The organism is Salmonella sp. 3C (assembly GCF_025426275.1).
GTDB classification, from domain to species: Bacteria; Pseudomonadota; Gammaproteobacteria; order Enterobacterales; family Enterobacteriaceae; genus Salmonella; species Salmonella enterica.
In genome coordinates this window covers 2,752,804-2,772,357 of sequence record NZ_CP104858.1, presented here as the reverse complement: position 1 = coordinate 2,772,357, position 19,554 = coordinate 2,752,804, and the positions used below count along the sequence as shown (strand labels likewise).

Annotated in this window: 13 protein-coding genes and 2 pseudogenes; 5 read left to right on the top strand and 10 right to left on the bottom strand. The window is 52.9% G+C overall.

The features are described 5' to 3' along the window. Nucleotides 1–19 precede the first annotated feature (19 nt). The 8 genes from rseP to rpsB all read right to left on the bottom strand — a co-directional run bounded on the left by rseP (nt 20) and on the right by rpsB (nt 8,070). Nucleotides 20–1,372: a sigma E protease regulator RseP gene (rseP, locus tag N7E69_RS13045; RefSeq protein WP_000949013.1), complete on the bottom strand. Its 1,353-nt coding sequence runs from the start codon at nt 1,370–1,372 to the stop codon at nt 20–22. An 11-nt stretch (nt 1,373–1,383) separates the two neighbouring features. Next, nucleotides 1,384–2,241, bottom strand: coding sequence for a phosphatidate cytidylyltransferase (gene cdsA, locus N7E69_RS13040; RefSeq protein WP_000922422.1), 858 nt, complete (start codon nt 2,239–2,241; stop codon nt 1,384–1,386). 12 nt (nt 2,242–2,253) lie between these two features. After that, nucleotides 2,254–3,012 carry a (2E,6E)-farnesyl-diphosphate-specific ditrans,polycis-undecaprenyl-diphosphate synthase gene (ispU, locus tag N7E69_RS13035; protein WP_000947413.1) on the bottom strand — a complete coding sequence of 253 codons (759 nt, stop codon included), beginning with the start codon at nt 3,010–3,012 and terminating at the stop codon, nt 2,254–2,256. A 312-nt stretch (nt 3,013–3,324) separates the two neighbouring features. Continuing rightward, entirely contained in the window at nt 3,325–4,521 is a 1,197-nt protein-coding gene (ispC, locus tag N7E69_RS13030) for a 1-deoxy-D-xylulose-5-phosphate reductoisomerase (protein WP_000811903.1), read from the bottom strand. 140 nt (nt 4,522–4,661) lie between these two features. Then, nucleotides 4,662–5,219, bottom strand: a complete 558-nt coding sequence (gene frr / locus N7E69_RS13025; RefSeq protein WP_000622423.1) for a ribosome recycling factor — start codon at nt 5,217–5,219, stop codon at nt 4,662–4,664. A 146-nt stretch (nt 5,220–5,365) separates the two neighbouring features. After that, a complete protein-coding gene (gene pyrH / locus N7E69_RS13020; RefSeq protein WP_000224567.1) occupies nt 5,366–6,091 on the bottom strand; it encodes a UMP kinase in 726 nt (241 codons plus the stop codon). 144 nt (nt 6,092–6,235) lie between these two features. After that, complete coding sequence (gene tsf / locus N7E69_RS13015) at nt 6,236–7,087, bottom strand: translation elongation factor Ts (RefSeq protein ID WP_000808106.1); 852 nt, start codon at nt 7,085–7,087, stop codon at nt 6,236–6,238. 257 nt (nt 7,088–7,344) lie between these two features. Continuing rightward, nucleotides 7,345–8,070, bottom strand: a complete 726-nt coding sequence (rpsB, locus tag N7E69_RS13010) for a 30S ribosomal protein S2 (protein ID WP_000246886.1) — start codon at nt 8,068–8,070, stop codon at nt 7,345–7,347. A gap of 450 nt (nt 8,071–8,520) precedes the next feature. On the opposite strand from rpsB, the gene map reads away from it, so the two are divergent. The 3 genes from map (at nt 8,521) to dapD (ending at nt 13,079) form a co-directional block, all read left to right on the top strand. After that, nucleotides 8,521–9,315: a type I methionyl aminopeptidase gene (gene map / locus N7E69_RS13005; RefSeq protein WP_001018214.1), complete on the top strand. Its 795-nt coding sequence runs from the start codon at nt 8,521–8,523 to the stop codon at nt 9,313–9,315. A 237-nt stretch (nt 9,316–9,552) separates the two neighbouring features. Beyond that, nucleotides 9,553–12,225, top strand: coding sequence for a bifunctional uridylyltransferase/uridylyl-removing protein GlnD (glnD, locus tag N7E69_RS13000; protein WP_001675797.1), 2,673 nt, complete (start codon nt 9,553–9,555; stop codon nt 12,223–12,225). 29 nt (nt 12,226–12,254) lie between these two features. Next, nucleotides 12,255–13,079, top strand: a complete 825-nt coding sequence (dapD, locus tag N7E69_RS12995) for a 2,3,4,5-tetrahydropyridine-2,6-dicarboxylate N-succinyltransferase (protein WP_001186673.1) — start codon at nt 12,255–12,257, stop codon at nt 13,077–13,079. Nucleotides 13,080–13,114: 35 nt separating this feature from the next. On the opposite strand, the pseudogene N7E69_RS12990 reads toward dapD, so the two are convergent. Then, nucleotides 13,115–14,416: pseudogene (locus tag N7E69_RS12990) on the bottom strand (MFS transporter). Nucleotides 14,417–14,662: 246 nt separating this feature from the next. On the opposite strand from N7E69_RS12990, the gene N7E69_RS12985 reads away from it, so the two are divergent. Both N7E69_RS12985 and N7E69_RS12980 read left to right on the top strand, forming a co-directional pair. Continuing rightward, on the top strand, nt 14,663–15,049 hold the full coding sequence (locus tag N7E69_RS12985; protein WP_000272193.1) for a DUF3461 family protein: 387 nt from the start codon (nt 14,663–14,665) through the stop codon (nt 15,047–15,049). A 185-nt stretch (nt 15,050–15,234) separates the two neighbouring features. Further along, nucleotides 15,235–18,267: a putative mucin/carbohydrate-binding domain-containing protein gene (locus N7E69_RS12980; protein ID WP_000191142.1), complete on the top strand. Its 3,033-nt coding sequence runs from the start codon at nt 15,235–15,237 to the stop codon at nt 18,265–18,267. 56 nt (nt 18,268–18,323) lie between these two features. Here N7E69_RS12980 and cdaR read toward each other — a convergent pair. After that, a pseudogene (gene cdaR / locus N7E69_RS12975) lies at nt 18,324–19,474 on the bottom strand (DNA-binding transcriptional regulator CdaR). Nucleotides 19,475–19,554: the final 80 nt, after the last annotated feature.

Genomic DNA, 19,554 nt, shown 5'->3' with positions numbered 1-19,554 from the left:
TTCTTCCTAACTAACTCTCTTACAACCGAGAGAAATCATTGAAAAGTGCAAGCCCCATTAACAACACCAGCAAAATCGAGCCAATGCGATAACTAAAGTCTTGAACCCGCTCGGATACCGGCCCGCCCTTAAGCTTTTCAATCGCCAGGAACAGCAGATGACCCCCGTCAAGAACGGGCAGCGGAAACAGGTTAATTATCCCTAAGTTCACGCTGATTAGCGCAAGGAACATCAGGTAATAAATCACCCCGAACTCCGCTGACATCCCAGCCCCCTGAGCGATAGAAATCGGCCCACTGAGGTTGTTCAGTTTCACATCACCGGTTATCAATTTACCCAGCATACAGACCGTCAGCTTCATCAACTGCCACGTCTTATCCGTGGCTTCGAGGATGGCGCTAAAAGGCCCATACTGGCGTATAGTCTTGTACTCTTCCGGCAGAGGAATAATTTTAGGCACCACGCCTGCAAACCCTTCCGCCTTTCCGTTAACCGATTTCGTATCCGGCGTTAACGTCAACGACAAGGCGCTCCCCTGCCTTTCAATCTCTAACGCTAACGGCTTACCGGGATTATCGCGTACAAACGTCACGAATTTCATCCACTGCGTTAACGGCTGACCATCGACTTTAACGATCCTGTCGCCTGCTTGCAAACCCGCTTTACTGGCTGCGGAATTCGCCTGCACTTCTGACAGTACCGGTTCAATCTGTGGCCCGCGGGGCCGAATCCCTAAAGAAGATACAGGATCTTGCTTATCAGGCTCAAATGCCCAGTGACGTAAATCAAGCGTTTTATCCTGCCGCTGGTCGCTACCAAACGGCGCGACGCTCACCGTCGTCTGCTGATCGCCAATTTTGGACACCAGTTGTAAACGCACGGCATCCCAATCAGGGGTTTCGATACCATCAACGGCTTTAAGTTCCGTACCAGGCGCAATTTGCGCCTGCGCAGCAATCGAGTTGGGCGTTATTTCGCCAATGACCGGACGAACGCCAGGGACGCCGATGATAAAGACCAGCCAGTAAGCAAAGATAGCAAAAATGAAGTTCGCAACCGGACCTGCGGCAATAATTGCGGCGCGCTGGCCCACCGTTTTGTTATTGAAGGCGTGACGACGCAATTCCGGCGCTACCAGTTCGGCGCGCTCATCCAGCATTTTGACGTAGCCGCCCAGCGGGATCAGGGCGATGACATACTCGGTGCCGTACCGATCGGTACGACGCCAGAGCGCTTTGCCAAAACCGATGGAAAAGCGCTCAACTCGCACACCGCAGCGCCGGGCAACCCAGAAATGACCAAATTCATGCACAGTGATCAGCACGCCCAGTGCGATGATGAATGCAGCCAGATTCCAGAGAATACTCAGCATAAAACCTTCCGTTAGAGCGTCCTGAACACCAGTAACAACAGGCAAGCAAAGACCGGTACGGCAGCCGTCAGGCTGTCAATTCGGTCCAGAATGCCGCCATGGCCTGGAATCAAGTGGCCGCTATCCTTAATTCCTGCTTCGCGCTTAAACATACTCTCGGTGAGGTCGCCCAGTACAGAAGCCAGAGCCGCCACCACAGAGCAAATCAGCAAGATAACAGGCGCAACATTCAGATTCGCCCACATACCGTAGCCCCATGAGATCACGGCAGCCGTAGCAAGCCCGCCGATAAACCCTTGCCAGGTTTTACCCGGGGAAACCTTCGGCGCCAGCTTATGTTTGCCAAACAATTTACCAAACATATACGCGCCAGAGTCCGCTCCCCAGACCAGGATCATGACATAGAGTAACCATATTGCGCCACTGTAATGATTCTCGTCATAGTGCCAGGCGCGCAGCGCCAGCATGCCCCAGAAAAATGGCACAATAGTTAACAAACCGAAAATGAGACGCAATGTTTTTGAGTTGCGCCAGATTGCCGCCGAACCGGGATAAAATAGCACCAGCAGTAGCGCGACAACCCACCATCCTAACGATGCCCAAAGCGACATCTCAACCAGCGGTTGACGAATGTTGTGATGATACTCAGGCAACAAAAATAACATCAGCGCCAATAACAGACCACACAGCACCGCCAGCCAAACCCGCTGTGAACGCGCGGCGAAACCGCTTAACTGCCCCCATTCCCACGCGGCCAGCATACAGACAACCAGCGTAATAATGGCGAACCCCACCGGCGGCAATAAAAAAAGCGCAGCGATGACCGCGGGTATTAACACAAAAGCAGAAATCAGGCGATACTTCAGCAAAAGCGACCCCCATCAGGCTTTGTCATCACCAGGCTCGGTACCGCCGAAACGACGCTCTCGATTAGCAAAGGCATGCAGCGCACCTTCAAAGTCTTGTTCATCGAAATCGGGCCAAAGAACATCCGTAAAGTAAAGTTCGGCATAGGCAATTTGCCAAAGCAAAAAGTTACTAATGCGATGCTCTCCCCCAGTCCTAATTACTAAATCCACAGGCGCCAGCTCATGCATACAGATTTGCTGGCCTAGTCTCTCTTCATCAATCTGATCGGGGCGCAGCACTCCAGCCTGCACCTGTTCCGCCAGTTGTCGGACTCCCTGGACAATATCCCAACGTCCGCCGTAATTCGCAGCGATATTCAGCGTTAGACCCGTATTATGGGCGGTAAGCGCTTCTGATTTGCGAATACGTTCTTGTAAACGTGAGTTGAATCGGCTGATATCGCCGATAATACGCAGGCGAACGTTATGGCGGTGCAGGCTTTTGACTTCGCTATCCAGCGCCCACACAAACAGCTCCATTAACGCGCTCACTTCCTGCGCCGGTCGGTTCCAGTTTTCACTACTAAAGGCATACAGCGTTAACGCATCAATACCGTTATTGGCAGCAAAAGAGACCGCTCGCCGGACGGACTTCGCCCCGGCTTTATGCCCAAAGGCCCGGATCTTCCCTTGCTTTTTCGCCCAGCGACCATTGCCATCCATAATTATGGCAACATGACGGCAGCCATGTGCTGGCAAATTTTCGCTTACTGGTTGAGTTGCAGACAACATAACGCGTTTTTTGTCCCTGAAAGGATTTAGCGGTACTCAGGAATACTGAAGCCTTTATACACATTCTCTTCGCTCCGCTTCGCGGATGACTGCGCGTCATCGCCCCTGTCGTGCGCTGTCTGCGCACGCCGGGAACGTATCCGCCTGCCGTCCCAATGCGTCCTGAATGATTTTGTGTATCCACAAAAAAGCCGTGTAAAACCACGGCTAACCTGACCGAAAAAAGCCAAAAACCTGCGATCAGGTGGCGCAGACTATATCACCGAAGCCCAACGCTAACAAATAGCACGATCTTCTGTCGCGGGATAATCGTCAGCGTGAGAGCCGTATCACTTGTTTTCTGGCTACTTCACGCGCGATGGCGTCAACCTGCAATACGTCCTCAACGCTTGCCGGTTCGTGTAAATCCATCCTCTCCAGCACCGCTAAATTGAGCCCGGCGATATCGGTAAAACGAATCTGTTGCGCCAGAAACGCGGCAACGGTGATTTCGTTTGCCGCATTGAGCGCCGTCGTTGCCGCCTGACCTTGCTCAAACGCCTCCATCGCCAGCTTCAGGCAAGGATAACGCTGATAATCTGGCGCGCTAAACGTCAGCGCGCTGAGTTTGCAAAAATCGAGCGGCTGCGCGCCGGACGTGACGCGATTCGGCCATGCCATCGTATGCGCAATAGGCGTACGCATGTCAGGTTCTCCAAGCTGCGCCAGGACGCTGCCGTCCTGATAACGCACCATCGAATGAATGACCGATTGCGGATGGATCAACACTTCCATCTGACGTGCGCTGGCATTAAATAACCAACGCGCTTCAATGTATTCCAGACCTTTATTCATCATGGTGGCGGAGTCGACGGAGATTTTTCGCCCCATCGACCAGTTCGGATGACGACATGCCTGATCCGGCGTCATCGCTGCCAGATCGCACATGGGCGTTTCACGAAACGGGCCACCAGACCCGGTAAGCAAAATCGACGTTACGCCATTTTGCTCAAGGTCAGCGTATCCCAGATTATGCTGAATAGATTGCGGCAAACTCTGAAAAATCGCGTTATGTTCGCTATCGACGGGTAAAAGCCGGGCGTTGCTGCGTTTTACTTCGTCCATAAACAGCCGCCCGCAGGTCACCAGCGATTCTTTATTCGCCAGCAGAATCGTCTTCCCTGCGCGAATCGCCGCCAGGGTCGGCAGTAAACCAGCCGCGCCCACAATGGCCGCCATCACATGCCCGACCTCATCAAGCGCCGCCATCTCACAGGCAGCCTGCTGACCGCTCAGAACCTCGGTGCGGCTGCCATGCTGCTGAAGCATTATTTTGAGCTGTTCTGCGCTCGACGTATCGTCCATCACGGCATAACGCGGCGAGAACTCCAGGCACTGCTCCGCCATGCGGGCGACATTTTTACCCGCCACCAGCGCGATAACGCGGAAGCTATCAGGATTATGGCGCACCACGTCCAGTGTGCTGCAACCAATAGAGCCGGTCGAGCCCAGAATGGTTAATTGCTTCATGAAACGTCCAGAAGTGTTGAAACGGAATAAAAAGCAAAACGCCGCACAGGAGACCTGATAATGTCTTCTGCGCGGCGCTTTGTACACCACTCATCCGCCAGGTTAGCGGTGGAATGAGTTTATATCTGCGTACAGATCAATCAGAACTGCATCAGTTCTGCTTCTTTATCTGCCAACGCCGCATCAACTTTCTTAATTGCCGCGTCGGTCATTTTCTGTACTTCTTCCTGAGAGCGACGATCGTCATCTTCACTGATCGCTTTATCTTTCAGTAGAGCTTTTACTTTATCGTTCGCATCACGACGGACGTTACGAACGGCGACACGCGCCTGCTCCGCTTCGCCACGGACAATTTTCGTCAGATCTTTACGACGTTCTTCGGTCAGCGGCGGCAGCGGAACGCGAATGTCGGTGCCCGCAGAGCTTGGATTCAAACCGAGGTCTGACGCCATGATCGCTTTTTCAACGGCTGGCCCCATAGAACGGTCAAACACGTTAATTTTTAAGGTACGGGAGTCTTCTACCGTTACGCTTGCCAACTGGCGCAGCGGGGTCGGAGTGCCATAGTATTCTACGACAATACCATCCAGCAGGCTGGGAGAAGCACGACCCGTGCGCACTTTGCTGATTTGGGTTTTGAACGCTTCAACGCATTTTTCCATGCGTACTTCAGCATCTTTTCTGATATCGCTAATCACGTTACGAATCCTTGAAAACTAGTCTCAGTCAGACCAGACGGTCACACAATATAAAGATGTGCTAAGTATAGTCTCGTTTAATTTCTGCCAGGTAATAAGACCCGTCAATAGAACAGAATCTTACCCGTATTTGGCGCTCACGGGAATTATTCCGTGATTAACGTCCCTTCTTTTTCGCCCATCACCACACGACGCAGCGCGCCCGGTTTGTTCATGTTGAAAACACGAATCGGCAGTTTGTGGTCACGAGCCAGCGTGAACGCCGCCAGATCCATCACTTTCAGCTCTTTATCCAGCACTTCGCTGTAGGTCAGCTGATCGTACATGGTCGCGGAAGGATCTTTTGCCGGATCGGCAGTGAATACACCATCCACTTTGGTCGCTTTCAGTACGACATCCGCTTCAATTTCGATCCCGCGCAGACAGGCCGCAGAGTCGGTAGTGAAGAACGGGTTACCCGTACCTGCAGACAGAATCACAACACGGTTATTACGCAGCAGGCTAATCGCCTCGGCCCAACTGTAGTTGTCGCACACGCCGTTTAAAGGAATTGCCGACATCAGGCGGGCGTTCACATAGGCGCGGTGAAGCGCATCACGCATTGCCAGGCCGTTCATGACGGTGGCCAACATGCCCATGTGGTCGCCCACAACGCGGTTCATCCCCGCTTTTGCCAGACCCGCGCCACGGAACAGGTTACCACCGCCAATCACCACACCAACCTGAATACCCAGTTCAACCAGTTCTTTGATCTCCTGAGCCATACGATCCAGTATGCTTGCATCAATACCGAAGCCTTCCGTACCCTGCAGAGCTTCGCCGCTTAATTTAAGCAGAATGCGTTTATAGACGGGTTTTGCATTGGTAGCCATGTTTCTTTCCTGAGACTGTCAACGATTGATATGAGTTAATTCCGGCGACATTGTACGTCGCATTTCAGCGCAGACGCCAGGCGTCGGCTGATTTTACAAGAGAGGCGCAAAAAGAAGCCGCCCTCAGGCGGCTCCTCAGGAAAATCAGGACTGCTTAGACATCGCAGCAACTTCTGCTGCAAAGTCAGTCTCGACTTTCTCAATGCCTTCGCCCACTTCAAAGCGGATGAAGCCAGTCACGTCAGCGTTGTGCTCTTTCAGCAGTTGGCCAACAGATTTGCTCGGTTCCATGACGAAAGGCTGACCAGTCAGAGAAACTTCGCCGGTGAATTTCTTCATGCGGCCTTCAACCATTTTCTCTGCGATTTCTTTCGGCTTACCGGACTGCATCGCGATGTCCAGCTGTACCTGGTACTCTTTCTCTACCACGTCAGCAGACACATCTTCCGGCTTAACGAATTCCGGCTTGCTTGCCGCAACGTGCATCGCCAGCTGCTTAACCAGCTCTTCGTCAGCGCCTTTAGCGGCAACCAGAACGCCGATGCGCGCACCGTGCTGGTAAGAACCCAGAACGTCGCCTTCCAGGGAAGCGACGCGACGAATGTTGATGTTCTCGCCGATTTTCGCTACCAGAGCAACGCGCTCTTCTTCGAACTGCGCTTTCAGGACTTCTACGTCAGTGATTTTGCCAGCAACAGCGGCGTCCAGCACTTTGTCAGCAAATGCCTGGAAGCCAGCATCTTTAGCCACGAAGTCAGTCTGGCAGTTAACTTCCAGAATGAAAGCGACGTTGCCGTCGATTTTGGTTTTGATTACGCCGTCAGCAGCCACGTTGCCTGCTTTTTTCGCCGCTTTGATAGCGCCAGACTTACGCATGTTTTCGATTGCCAGCTCAATGTCGCCATTCGCTTCAGTCAGCGCTTTTTTGCAATCCATCATGCCTGCGCCGGTACGCTCACGCAGCTCTTTTACCAGGGATGCGGTAATTTCAGCCATTCTAAAATCCTCGAAAGATTTGATCTGCCCGGCATCAAACCGCACAGATATAAAAGTGAAAAAGGGGGCCATATACAGGCCCCCTAACCAAACGTGATACTACCTGGTCTATAAGGGCTCTCCCCTTCATATTTCGAGCCGCAGGCGCGTTGCCTTCACTCGCTCATCCCGGTCACTTACTGATGTAAGCTCCCGGGAATTCTCGAGCTTGCCGCCTTCCTGCAACTCGAACTATTTTAGGGAGTTATCAAGCCTTATTACTCGGCTTCTACGAAGCTTTCTTCCGCCTGGGAAGCCAGATCCTGAGAACGGCCTTCACGAACGGTTGCAGCGACAGCGCCCAGGTACAGGCTAACAGCACGGATTGCGTCATCGTTACCCGGGATAACGAAGTCAACGCCGTCCGGATCAGAGTTGGTATCAACGATAGCAAATACCGGGATACCCAGGTTGTTCGCTTCTTTGATAGCAATGTGCTCGTGGTCAGCATCGATAACGAACAGAGCGTCCGGCAGACCGCCCATGTCTTTGATACCGCCCAGGCTGTTTTCCAGTTTCTCAAGCTCACGAGTACGCATCAGCGCTTCTTTCTTGGTCAGCTTTTCGAAAGTACCGTCCTGAGACTGAGTTTCCAGGTCTTTCAGACGTTTGATGGACTGACGAACTGTTTTCCAGTTAGTCAGCATACCGCCCAGCCAGCGATGGTTCACGAAGAACTGGTCGCAGCTGTTAGCAGCTTCTTTCACCGCTTCGCTTGCAGCGCGTTTAGTACCAACGAAAAGGATTTTACCTTTACGAGCAGAGATCTTGTTCAGTTCAGCCAGAGCTTCGTTGAACATCGGTACAGTTTTCTCAAGGTTGATGATGTGAACTTTGTTACGCGCGCCGAAGATGAACGGCTTCATTTTCGGGTTCCAGTAACGGGTCTGGTGACCGAAGTGAACACCAGCCTTGAGCATGTCGCGCATGGAAACAGTTGCCATGATTTAAAACCTCTATAGATTAAGTTGGGGTTATGCCTCCACGTATCCCATATTACCGACCCCAAAGGGCACCCCGGAATATGTGCCGATACGTGTGTGTTGTTACACAAAGTGAGATTTGTCGCTCCCGTCCATTGTGTGTAGTCTTCGAATGGATCGGAAGTCCGGCGCGCTTTATACCACAAATACGCCACCGACACCAATAATTGTTGGCACTCAGTGCTGAATTGAACGATGAATTTCGTGTTACAGGCAGGCGGCAAATTTTTGCATCCCCGGGAGCTTACGGCCAGTAAGTGACTGGGGTGAAAAAATGTCGCCAACGCACCTGTGGCACGAAAGGCGAAGTTCAGAATGATTCTCAATTTGGCAGGGCACACCCCTGACTGATACCATTGTCAGCACTTACACAATTATTGCCGAAATCATCGGCACTGATGGACAGAATTCATGGCTATCTCTATCAAGACATCTGAAGACATCGAAAAAATGCGCGTCGCGGGCCGTCTGGCAGCCGAAGTGCTGGAAATGATCGAACCGTATATCAAACCGGGCGTCACCACCGGCGAACTGGACCGTATCTGTAACGATTACATCGTTAACGAACAACACGCGATCTCCGCCTGCCTCGGCTACCACGGCTATCCGAAATCCGTCTGTATCTCTATTAATGAAGTGGTGTGCCACGGCATTCCGGATGACGCTAAACATCTGAAAGATGGTGATATCGTCAACATCGACGTGACCGTGATTAAAGATGAATTCCACGGCGATACCTCGAAGATGTTTATCGTCGGCAAACCGACCATTCTGGGCGAGCGTCTGTGCCGCGTCACGCAAGAGAGCCTGTATCTGGGCATCAAAATGGTGAAACCGGGCATCCGCCTGCGCACCATTGGCGCCGCCATCCAGAAATATGCCGAAGGCGAAGGTTTCTCCGTGGTACGTGAATACTGCGGACACGGTATTGGTCGCGGCTTCCATGAAGAACCGCAGGTGCTGCATTATGATGCAGACGATGGCGGCGTCGTGTTGCAGCCTGGCATGACCTTTACCATTGAACCGATGCTGAACGCCGGGGATTACCGTATCCGCACCATGAAAGACGGCTGGACGGTAAAAACCAAAGACCGCAGCTTGTCTGCTCAGTACGAGCATACTATTGTGGTAACGGAAAACGGCTGTGAAATTCTGACGCTGCGTAAAGATGACACCATCCCGGCGATCATCACACACGACGAATAATGTTTTGCCTGATGGCGATGCCTTCGCATCTTATCAGGCCTACAAATTACACCTTTACTCAAAATCATTCGAGTTGCCTCAAGGCGGCAAGAGAGTGAATCTTCAGGAGCGTACATAAGTACGTGACTGGAGTGAACGAGCGCAGCCAACGTAGAAGCAACTTGAAGGATGAAGAGTAAATACGTAGGCCGGATAAGGCGTTCACGCCATTATCCGGCTTTTTAATGGGTGGCGCATATGAATACTCTTCCTGAACAGCACGCGAATACCGCACTCCCCACCCTCCCTGACCAGCCGCAAAACCCTGGCGTCTGGCCGCGCGCTGAACTGACCGTCGCCGATATCAAAGCCCGCATCGACATCTTTCAACACTGGCTGGGAGAGGCATTTGACAGCGGCATTTGTGCTGAACAGCTTATTGAAGCTCGTACCGAATTTATCGACCAGTTGTTGCAACGCCTGTGGATTGAGGCCGGTTTCGGTCAGATTGCCGATCTGGCGCTGGTCGCCGTCGGCGGCTATGGACGCGGCGAACTGCATCCGCTTTCCGATATTGATCTGCTCATTTTAAGCCGCAAAAAGCTGCCCGATGAACAGGCGCAAAAGGTCGGCGAGCTGCTGACTTTATTATGGGACGTCAAGCTGGATGTCGGGCATAGCGTACGTACGCTGGAAGAGTGTCTGCTGGAAGGTCTGTCTGATTTAACCGTTGCAACAAACCTCATCGAAACGCGCCTGCTGATCGGTGATGTCGTTCTGTTTCTGGCACTGCAAAAACATATTTTCAGCGAAGGTTTTTGGCCGTCCGACAAATTTTACGCCGCCAAAGTAGAAGAGCAGAACCAGCGCCACCAGCGCTATCACGGTACCAGCTATAATCTGGAGCCGGATATTAAAAGCAGCCCCGGCGGCCTGCGCGATATCCATACATTGCAGTGGGTCGCCCGACGTCACTTCGGCGCTACCTCGCTCGATGAGATGGTGGGATTCGGCTTTTTAACCCCCGCTGAGCGCGCGGAGCTCAACGAGTGCCTGCATATCCTGTGGCGCATTCGCTTTGCGCTACATCTGGTGGTCAGCCGCTACGATAACCGCCTGCTGTTCGACCGCCAGTTAAGCGTCGCTCAACGCCTTAACTACAGCGGCGAGGGCAATGATCCGGTTGAGCGGATGATGAAAGACTACTTCCGGGTTACGCGTCGGGTGAGCGAACTTAATCAAATGCTGCTTCAGCTATTTGACGAGGCGATTCTGGCGCTGCCTGCGGATGAAAAACCACGTCCTGTTGACGATGAGTTTCAACTGCGCGGCACGCTCATTGATCTGCGTGACGACACGCTGTTTATCCGCGAACCGCAAGCGATCCTGCGCATGTTTTATATGATGGTGCGCAATAGCGCGATCACCGGTATCTACTCTACGACGTTACGCCACTTGCGCCACGCCCGCCGCCACCTGAGCCAACCGCTGTGTTACATCCCGGAGGCGCGCACTCTGTTTCTGAGTATGCTGCGCCATCCCGGCGCGGTCAGCCGCGGCCTGCTGCCCATGCATCGCCACAGCGTACTGTGGGCTTATATGCCGCAGTGGTCGCACATCGTCGGACAAATGCAGTTTGACCTGTTCCACGCATACACGGTGGATGAACACACCATCCGCGTAATGCTCAAACTGGAGAGCTTTGCGAAAGAAGAGACACGCCAGCGCCATCCGCTATGCGTCGATCTCTGGCCGCGGCTTCCCCATCCGGAACTGATCCTGATCGCCGCGCTGTTCCACGATATTGCGAAAGGACGCGGCGGCGACCATTCAGTACTGGGCGCGCAGGATGTACTCACCTTCGCCGAACTGCACGGTTTGAACTCACGCGAAACGCAACTGGTCGCCTGGCTGGTGCGCCAACACCTGCTAATGTCAGTCACCGCCCAGCGCCGCGACATCCAGGATCCGGAAGTCATCAAGCAGTTTGCCGAAGAGGTGCAAACCGAAACACGGCTGCGTTTTCTGGCCTGCCTGACCGTCGCGGACATCTGCGCGACCAACGAAACCTTGTGGAATAGCTGGAAGCAGAGCCTGCTACGCGAGCTGTACTTCGCCACGGAAAAACAGCTCAGGCGCGGAATGCAAAATACGCCGGATATGCGTGAGCGCGTGCGTCACCATCAGCTTCAGGCGCTGGCGCTGCTGCGAATGGACAATATTGATGAAGCCGCGCTGCACAAAATCTGGACCCGCTGTCGCGCTAACTATTTTGTTCGTCATAGTCCAAATCAGCTCGCCTGGCACGCACGCCATTTATTGCAGCACGATCTGCGCCAACCGTTAGTGTTGCTCAGTCCGCAGGCCACGCGCGGCGGAACCGAAATTTTTATCTGGAGTCCGGACAGACCCTATCTGTTTGCCGCCGTCTGCGCCGAGCTGGACAGGCGTAATTTAAGCGTCCATGACGCGCAGATCTTTACCACTCGCGACGGCATGGCAATGGATACGTTTATCGTTCTGGAACCAGACGGCAGCCCGCTGGCGGCGGATCGCCATGACGTTATTCGCACCGGTCTTGAACAGACCATTACGCAGCGTAGCTGGCAGCCGCCGCAGCCGCGTCGGCAACCGGCAAAGTTACGGCACTTTACGGTTGAAACGGAAGTCAATTTTCTGCCCACCCATACCGACAGAAAATCATTCATGGAATTGATCGCGCTCGATCAACCTGGTCTGCTGGCCAGGGTCGGACAAATTTTTGCCGATCTGGGAATTTCGCTTCATGGCGCCCGAATTACAACCATTGGTGAACGAGTAGAAGATTTATTCATAATCGCCACAGCGGATCGGCGCGCACTTAATAATGTGCTGCAACTTGAGGTGCAACAACGGTTGACAGCGGCCCTCAATCCAAACGATAAAGGGTAGTGTGTTTATTTATATGAAAGAGTTTAACAATGCAGCAGTTACAGAACGTTATTGAGACCGCTTTTGAGCGCCGCGCCGATATTACGCCGGCTAATGTAGATACCGTGACCCGAGAGGCAGTAAACCAGGTCATTTCTCTACTTGATTCCGGCGCGCTGCGTGTCGCAGAAAAAATCGACGGTCAGTGGGTCACTCACCAGTGGTTGAAGAAAGCGGTTCTGCTCTCTTTCCGTATTAACGATAACCAGGTTATCGACGGTGCGGAAAGCCGCTACTTCGATAAAGTCCCGATGAAATTCGCTGATTACGACGAAGCGCGTTTTCAGAAAGAAGGCTTCCGCGTCGTTCCGCCTGCGGCCGTTCGTCAGGGCGCATTTATCGCCCGCAACACCGTGCTGATGCCGTCTTACGTTAACATCGGCGCCTACGTTGACGAAGGCACCATGGTTGACACCTGGGCGACGGTGGGTTCCTGCGCGCAGATTGGTAAAAATGTTCACCTTTCCGGCGGCGTGGGTATCGGCGGCGTACTGGAGCCGCTGCAGGCTAACCCGACCATCATTGAAGACAACTGCTTTATTGGCGCGCGTTCTGAAGTCGTGGAAGGCGTCATTGTCGAAGAAGGTTCCGTCATTTCCATGGGCGTATACCTCGGCCAGAGCACCAAAATCTACGATCGCGAAACCGGTGAAGTTCACTATGGCCGCGTACCGGCGGGCTCCGTGGTCGTTTCCGGCAACCTGCCGTCAAAAGACGGTAAGTACAGTTTGTATTGCGCGGTGATCGTGAAAAAAGTCGACGCCAAAACGCGTGGTAAAGTGGGCATTAACGAATTATTGCGCACTATTGATTAAGCGAGTGAAAAGCGGGGGCGACAGCCCCCTTTGCATTACGGTGAATGCGGTAACACGGTTTCCGGCGCAATCTTTGCCGCAAACGCCGAAGCCAGCGCAGTCAAAACGACATAACCGGCAACCAAAGTCCAACTGTTATCATAGACTGCGCTTAACGCTTTAGCGATAAACGGCGTGAATCCCCCTGCCACAACCGCCCCCAACTGAGCGCCAATTGATGAACCGCTGTAGCGTACAGGCGGATGAAACAGTCCGGCGAAAAAAGAAGGTTGCACGGCATTCAGTGAATTATGACCAATGTTAATAAGCAAAACGTAGCCCATTGTCATCAGTATGAGCGAACGGCTTTCCAGCAGCCAGAAAAAGGGAAAAGCCATTGCCGCGACAAAAAGCGCGCCGAAAATATACACCTGACGGCAGCCACGCCGATCCGACATGATGCCAAATAGCACGTGCATGGGATACGCCAGCAGACAGGTGAACATTACAATGTACAGAATAGTCAGGCTGGCAATCCCAAGCTGCGTCGTCGCCTAGGAAACCGCGAAGACGGTAGCAAGAAAAAAGGGAACGCTTTCCGCAAAACGCAGAATTATAATCAGCAAAATGCTACGCCATTGTTCTCGTACTACTTTGACCACCGGCCTTTCTTCTCTTTGCTGCCTATGATTAATGGCCTGCTGCTTTTTAAACGCACGGAAGACAGGCGTCTCATCCAGACGATGACGCATATATAATCCAGGCAACACCAAAAGCGCACTGAGCAGAAAAGGAATACGCCATCCCCACGATAACAACGCCTCCTGCGGTAATTGGGTCACGACTATAAATACGCCTGTCGCCAATAATTGTCCCGTGAGTCCTCCTGTTTGCGATAGCGCGCTTAACCGCCCCCGGTGCTTTCCAGCAGCATATTCCACGACCATCAACATGGCGCCTCCCCATTCGCCTCCAACCATAAATCCCTGCAGAAAACGCAGAATAACCAGTAAAACAGGCGCCAGCGCGCCAATACTGGCGTAAGAAGGCAGGCAACCGATGAGAAACGTGACCGCGCCCATCCCCCCTAACGTGATTAATAACGTGTTTTTACGCCCAAGCGTATCTCCCCTGTTGCCAAAAAATAGCGCGCCCAGCGGCCGGGAGATAAATCCCACGCCAAAACTGGCAAAAGAAGATAACGTTGCAGTCAATGGGCTGGCGCCAGGGAAAAAAAGCGGGCCAAATACCAGCGCACTTGCCAGGCCGTATAATAGAAAATCATAATATTCAATGGAGTTTCCTATCCAGGCGGAAACCACCACCCGGCGAATAGTAGCATTATACGTTCCGGACATAGACTCCGCCTCTCAAGGTTATCGACCACTGCCTCCGGTCAATTTCCCACACTGACCTCAAACGCTTTCTCTATAAACGGAATATCGCGTTGAATTACTTAAGCTATCAATAACCGCCGCCCTTTTGCTCATGACGTTGCCGAGACGTCTTCTGCGATCAACTACGCTTTTTTTGTATACATTGGTGGCGAAAAACCAATTTTTCGTTAATTATTCAAAAGTTATAGTGTGATGAAGGATACCGCTATGTATGACAATCTAAAAAGTCTGGGCATTACCAATCCTGAGGAAATCGATCGTTACAGCCTGCGGCAAGAAGCCAATAACGATATCCTGAAAATCTATTTTCAAAAGGATAGAGGTGAATTCTTTGCTAAAAGCGTGAAGTTTAAGTATCCACGCCAGCGTAAAACGGTGGTGGCCGATGGCATCGGTCAGGGTTATAAAGAAGTACAGGAGATTAGCCCTAACCTACGCTATGTGATTGACGAGCTGGACCAAATCTGCCAGCGCGACCGCTCAGAACTCGATCTCAAACGTAAGATCCTCGACGACTTGCGCCACCTGGAAAGCGTCGTCGCGAATAAGATCAGTGAAATCGAAGCCGATCTGGACAAGCTTACCCGCAAATAAAAAAGCTGCCGGGGCTTCATTTCGAGCCCCTATCACTCTGCTGCTCCCTCTCATCCGCCTCACGGCTACCGCCATTTTTCATCACTATGCCTCACAGCGGCTCTATACATATCATTTCGTTATCCTGCTGTATTTATTAATAAAAATAAAAAGCTATGTTCATCCTCCCTATTTATGGAGGTTATATGACTCAGGAAATCACGCTAACATGTTATTCGCTGCCTGCGGCCCCCGGACTGGATAACATCAAATTTGAAAAGGGGCGCGAGCACGACCGCCAGGCGCTGGGATTTATTCTGCCAGCGAATACGCAGCTGCAAATCCGCCAGCCAAATAACAACGCCGGTAACGCCAGACTCCGTCTGCTGTGCAATGACTCAGCGTGTGAGAAATCGCTTACGCTGAACGGCAACTGGCAAACGATCAGCACAACGGTCGATTCCGTTCCCTTTATTGATACCCTCTTTTTTGCGCAGGGCGGCGAGTTTTCGGTGATCTACCGACAGCCAACCAGCAATAAAAATTTGCCACACTGGCGTAAGGGGCAATCCGAAGACGCTTTTTTCCAGACCTGGGAAGAACAGGCGTCGCCTTTTGCCCTACTGGAACTGGACCGCGTGCGTTTTCTGCTGCCCTGGGCGGATCGCGCTAATGTCATCAACGCCGGTATCACCGCGCTGGATGCGTACTACACGCGAGTGATCGACGCCTATAATGGCTGGACTGGTCTCAGCGATAGCCCTGCTTCGCCGCTTAATCAAAATGTCGCTAACCGCTATTTTATTAAAGCGGATAAACACGGCGTCGGCGCGGCTTATTATCTCCCCTGGTGGTGCGCGCAAACGGCTGCAACATTAAGCCAGGGGTGGATCGATAATGTCGCCACGCAGTGGACGATTCTGCATGAAATCGGTCACGGCTATCAGGGCGTCTTTATGAATGACGTCGACCTGCCAGTCGGTGAGGTGTGGAACAACATTTACGCCGCGTTTTTCCAGCAGCTTAACCTGAACCAGGGGAACCATCTTTATACCGACGGCTGGCTCTACAATTACGGACGGCAGTCTGAGCAGGAATTGCAATTCATTACCTATCTGCGGAATCGCACGCCGGTTAACGCCTGGGGCGTCCGCCCCCGCCTGCAATTTCTGATGCTGATGTTATTTAAAGGCGGAACAGAAGCCTTTCGAGTGTTTAACCAGAACTACCGCGAGCTGGGTGCTGACGAAAACTTTTTGCCCTGCGAGCATCGCCTGACCGATCTGCTGGCGGACGCCATCGCCACAGCCTCAGGTTATGACGTCGCGCCGTTTATTCAGCTGTGCGGCTTACCGGTCGATGCGTTCACCCGCGAGCAGATCGCCGCACAGGCGGTAAAACCCGTCTGGCCGCTTTACGATCTGTTGCCGGAGCGCGAATGGGAAAGCGCGCGCCAACAGTTAGGGCTGGACTCTTTTGTCTGGCTGGTTGAAAACGCCGAACTGGCGGAGCTGAACAAAACGGGAACGCTCACGCTAACGCTGAATATCGATCAGCCGGAGCAACTTTATGGACGCGCCTTAACGCTACACGACAACGCCGGCAGCACGTATACATTGCCCGTCAACGACAGTACGCTCACGTTAACTCCCCTGCCCATTGGCATTTACCATCTCACCCTGCCCAAAGGGCGATCGCAGAAATACCGCCCGGACACGGACTATGTGGTTATCCGCGAAGGGGAAAACGCACTTACCGTTAATTTCACCGCCTTGCAGGACAGCGCCGCGTATAACGAGCAGTTGATTTTCCTCGGCTACGGTGACATGCCCTTCGCCCGTTTAGCCGTGGATCATGAGGCCAGACAATTAGTTCTGGATATCACGAACGCCACGCCGCACAGCTACTTCGCGAATACGTTATACGCCAGCATAACGGTGTTAACCGCCAGCGGCGAAAAGGTTTTTGAACGTAAGATGAACGGAATAAACTGCGCCACCGGAAAAATTGTGGTGCCGTTTAGCGACCACTACCACCTTTATCTTTATCATGCCGAGCCTGGCCGCCTGAAAGCCTCGCCGGGCTATCTGACATTGGTCTCGTCGACGAAATATCAGTTACTGCGTCTTGATAGCGAAGGGCTTTATCATTTTTCGCTCAACAACGATCCTGCCGCAGATCTCCAGGCTATGTTTACCCATCGCGCAGATGCTATCCGCGCCTGCCCTTTATTAATGGCGCAACCTTATGCCGCTTGCAAAAACGATCTCTGGCTGATGCTCTCCCATATTGAAGAGCCGACCCGTAGCGCGTTAATGCGCGACAGCGTTGATGTGCTGCCGGCGGATAACAGCGAGCCGGGCGAAGGCATCGGTAAAGGCGTGACGTTGCAGTTACGCGGACAAGGCGACAGAACGTTTTGCCAGCTTGCTTACGATAATCGGCAACAGCGCATGACAATAGAAACACTGGCCGGGCAGCCTCATCCCTACTATACCGCGACATACAGCACGCTCACGGTAAAGGAGGAGTCCGGCGAGGTTATCTATAGCCGTCATTATGATGGCATCACCCACTATTCAGCCGATAGCGATACGGTTGTTTTGCAAGCGGGAATGTACATTGAGCTCTTCCATGACGAACCTTACCGTTGCAGCGCCATCAATGAAACGACCGGGCAAAACGTCAGGCTGAAAAAACACAACCGCTGGCGCGTGGTGAGCGATGGGCTGGAGGTCGACTCACCGGAACAAACGGAAGAGAAAAATACCTCCGATGCTGCCGCATTATATGGCGATAAATTCAGCTGGCAGCTTATTGGCAAGGAAGAAAATGGTTTTGCCAGTATGGAAATAGACATCCGTGCGCAACAATTTATCTTTACCGCATACCCAATTGCGCCGCATAGCGACTTCGCAACGGAATATGCGGCAGTGACGATTTATAATACGCGCGGTACGGTGGTTTACCGTCAGTCGATAAAAGGTTCGGTGCAGCTTGGCGGCTATACTGACGTCTGCGGGCTGGATGAGGATTATACGATTGAGGTCTTTCATGCCGAGGGCGCAGACCAGTCGGTTATCCGCAACCCGCTCAATGGCGAAAGCTGGCCGCAGCCGCAACACGTGATCTGGCAGGTCACGGCGCGGGGATTACAGCGCCTGACCACGAATTACCCCCCCCATCACAGCGTCTTCGGGCGCTGTGAGATTACGTTGTCGGATGGCGGCTTTGCCTAATCCGGCCTACCACTTCGCCCAATTTCCCTGCTCTGGTCAACGAAGCGCCGCCGGGCTTAACGCTGTTCATCCAATTGTAGCGCCACATACAGCAACAGCCGATCGTCAAAATTTCCCAAATCCAGCCCGGTCAGTTCCGAAATACGATTTAGCCGATATTCCAGCGTGTTACGATGAATAAACAGCGCCTTAGAGGTCGCCAGCGGCTGGACATTATGGCGAAACCACGCCGTCAGCGTCCGACGTAATAACCCGTTGTTATCCATCGCTTTGAGTTTTACCAGCGGGCGCGCCAGCTCATTGGCCTGCCAGCCGCCACGCAGGCTATCTAACAGAACCGGCAGCATCAAATCCTGATAAAAATAGCTGCGGCTTTCTGGCATCCGCTGTTTGCCGACCATCATCGTAGTGCGCGCCGTGCGGTATGAACGTGCAATACTGCCCGGCCCGGTAAAGTAATTGCCCAGCGCCACGCGAAAACGTAGCTGACCATTCTCTTTCATTCGCGAGATAAGCTGCTCTACGCGCTTACGTCAGCATCCCAGCGACCAAACGAGTTTAAGGCGGGTTTGAGCACCACCATCTCGGTGAGAGAAACAATGGCTATCAGGTTGTTACGCTCCGGCGTGGTAAGCGCATTCTGCAACTGCTGAAGTTCCGCCATTGCGCTATCGACGCCAAGCTGGCCGCTGTCGACTTCCACCACCGCCGCCACACGCGGCTGGTTCAAATCGATCCCCAAACGCTGCGCCCATTCCACCAGCGCCGGCGTATTTTCTTCGGCCTGAATCAGGTTCATCACCAGCTCTTCGCGCAAACGGCTATCCTGCGCCAAAAGGTGCATTAACCGCGACTGCTCCAGCATCATTTCGGCAGTCATACACACCAGTTCGCCATATTTACGCAGATGCTCTGGTTCGCCGGTGAGGCCGATCACGCCGACAATTTCGCCCTCAAGACGTAAGGGAAGATTAATCCCCTGACGCACCCCGTGCAGGTGTCGCGCCACGGCGTTGTCAATATCCACAACCCGGCCCTGCGACAGCACTAACAGCGCGCCTTCGTGCAATTCACCAATACGTTCCCGATCGCCGCTGCCGATAATACGCCCGCGGGCATCCATTACGTTGATATTGGTATCGATGATGCGCATAGTGCGCGCCACGATATCCTGCGCCATTTTGGTATCAAGATGCCAGCCAGCCATAAATCCCTCCTGTGAGCAGAGCACAAGCATAAGGAAGATGACAGGCCTCGACATTGTGCAAATGCACAAAACGGTGCAAA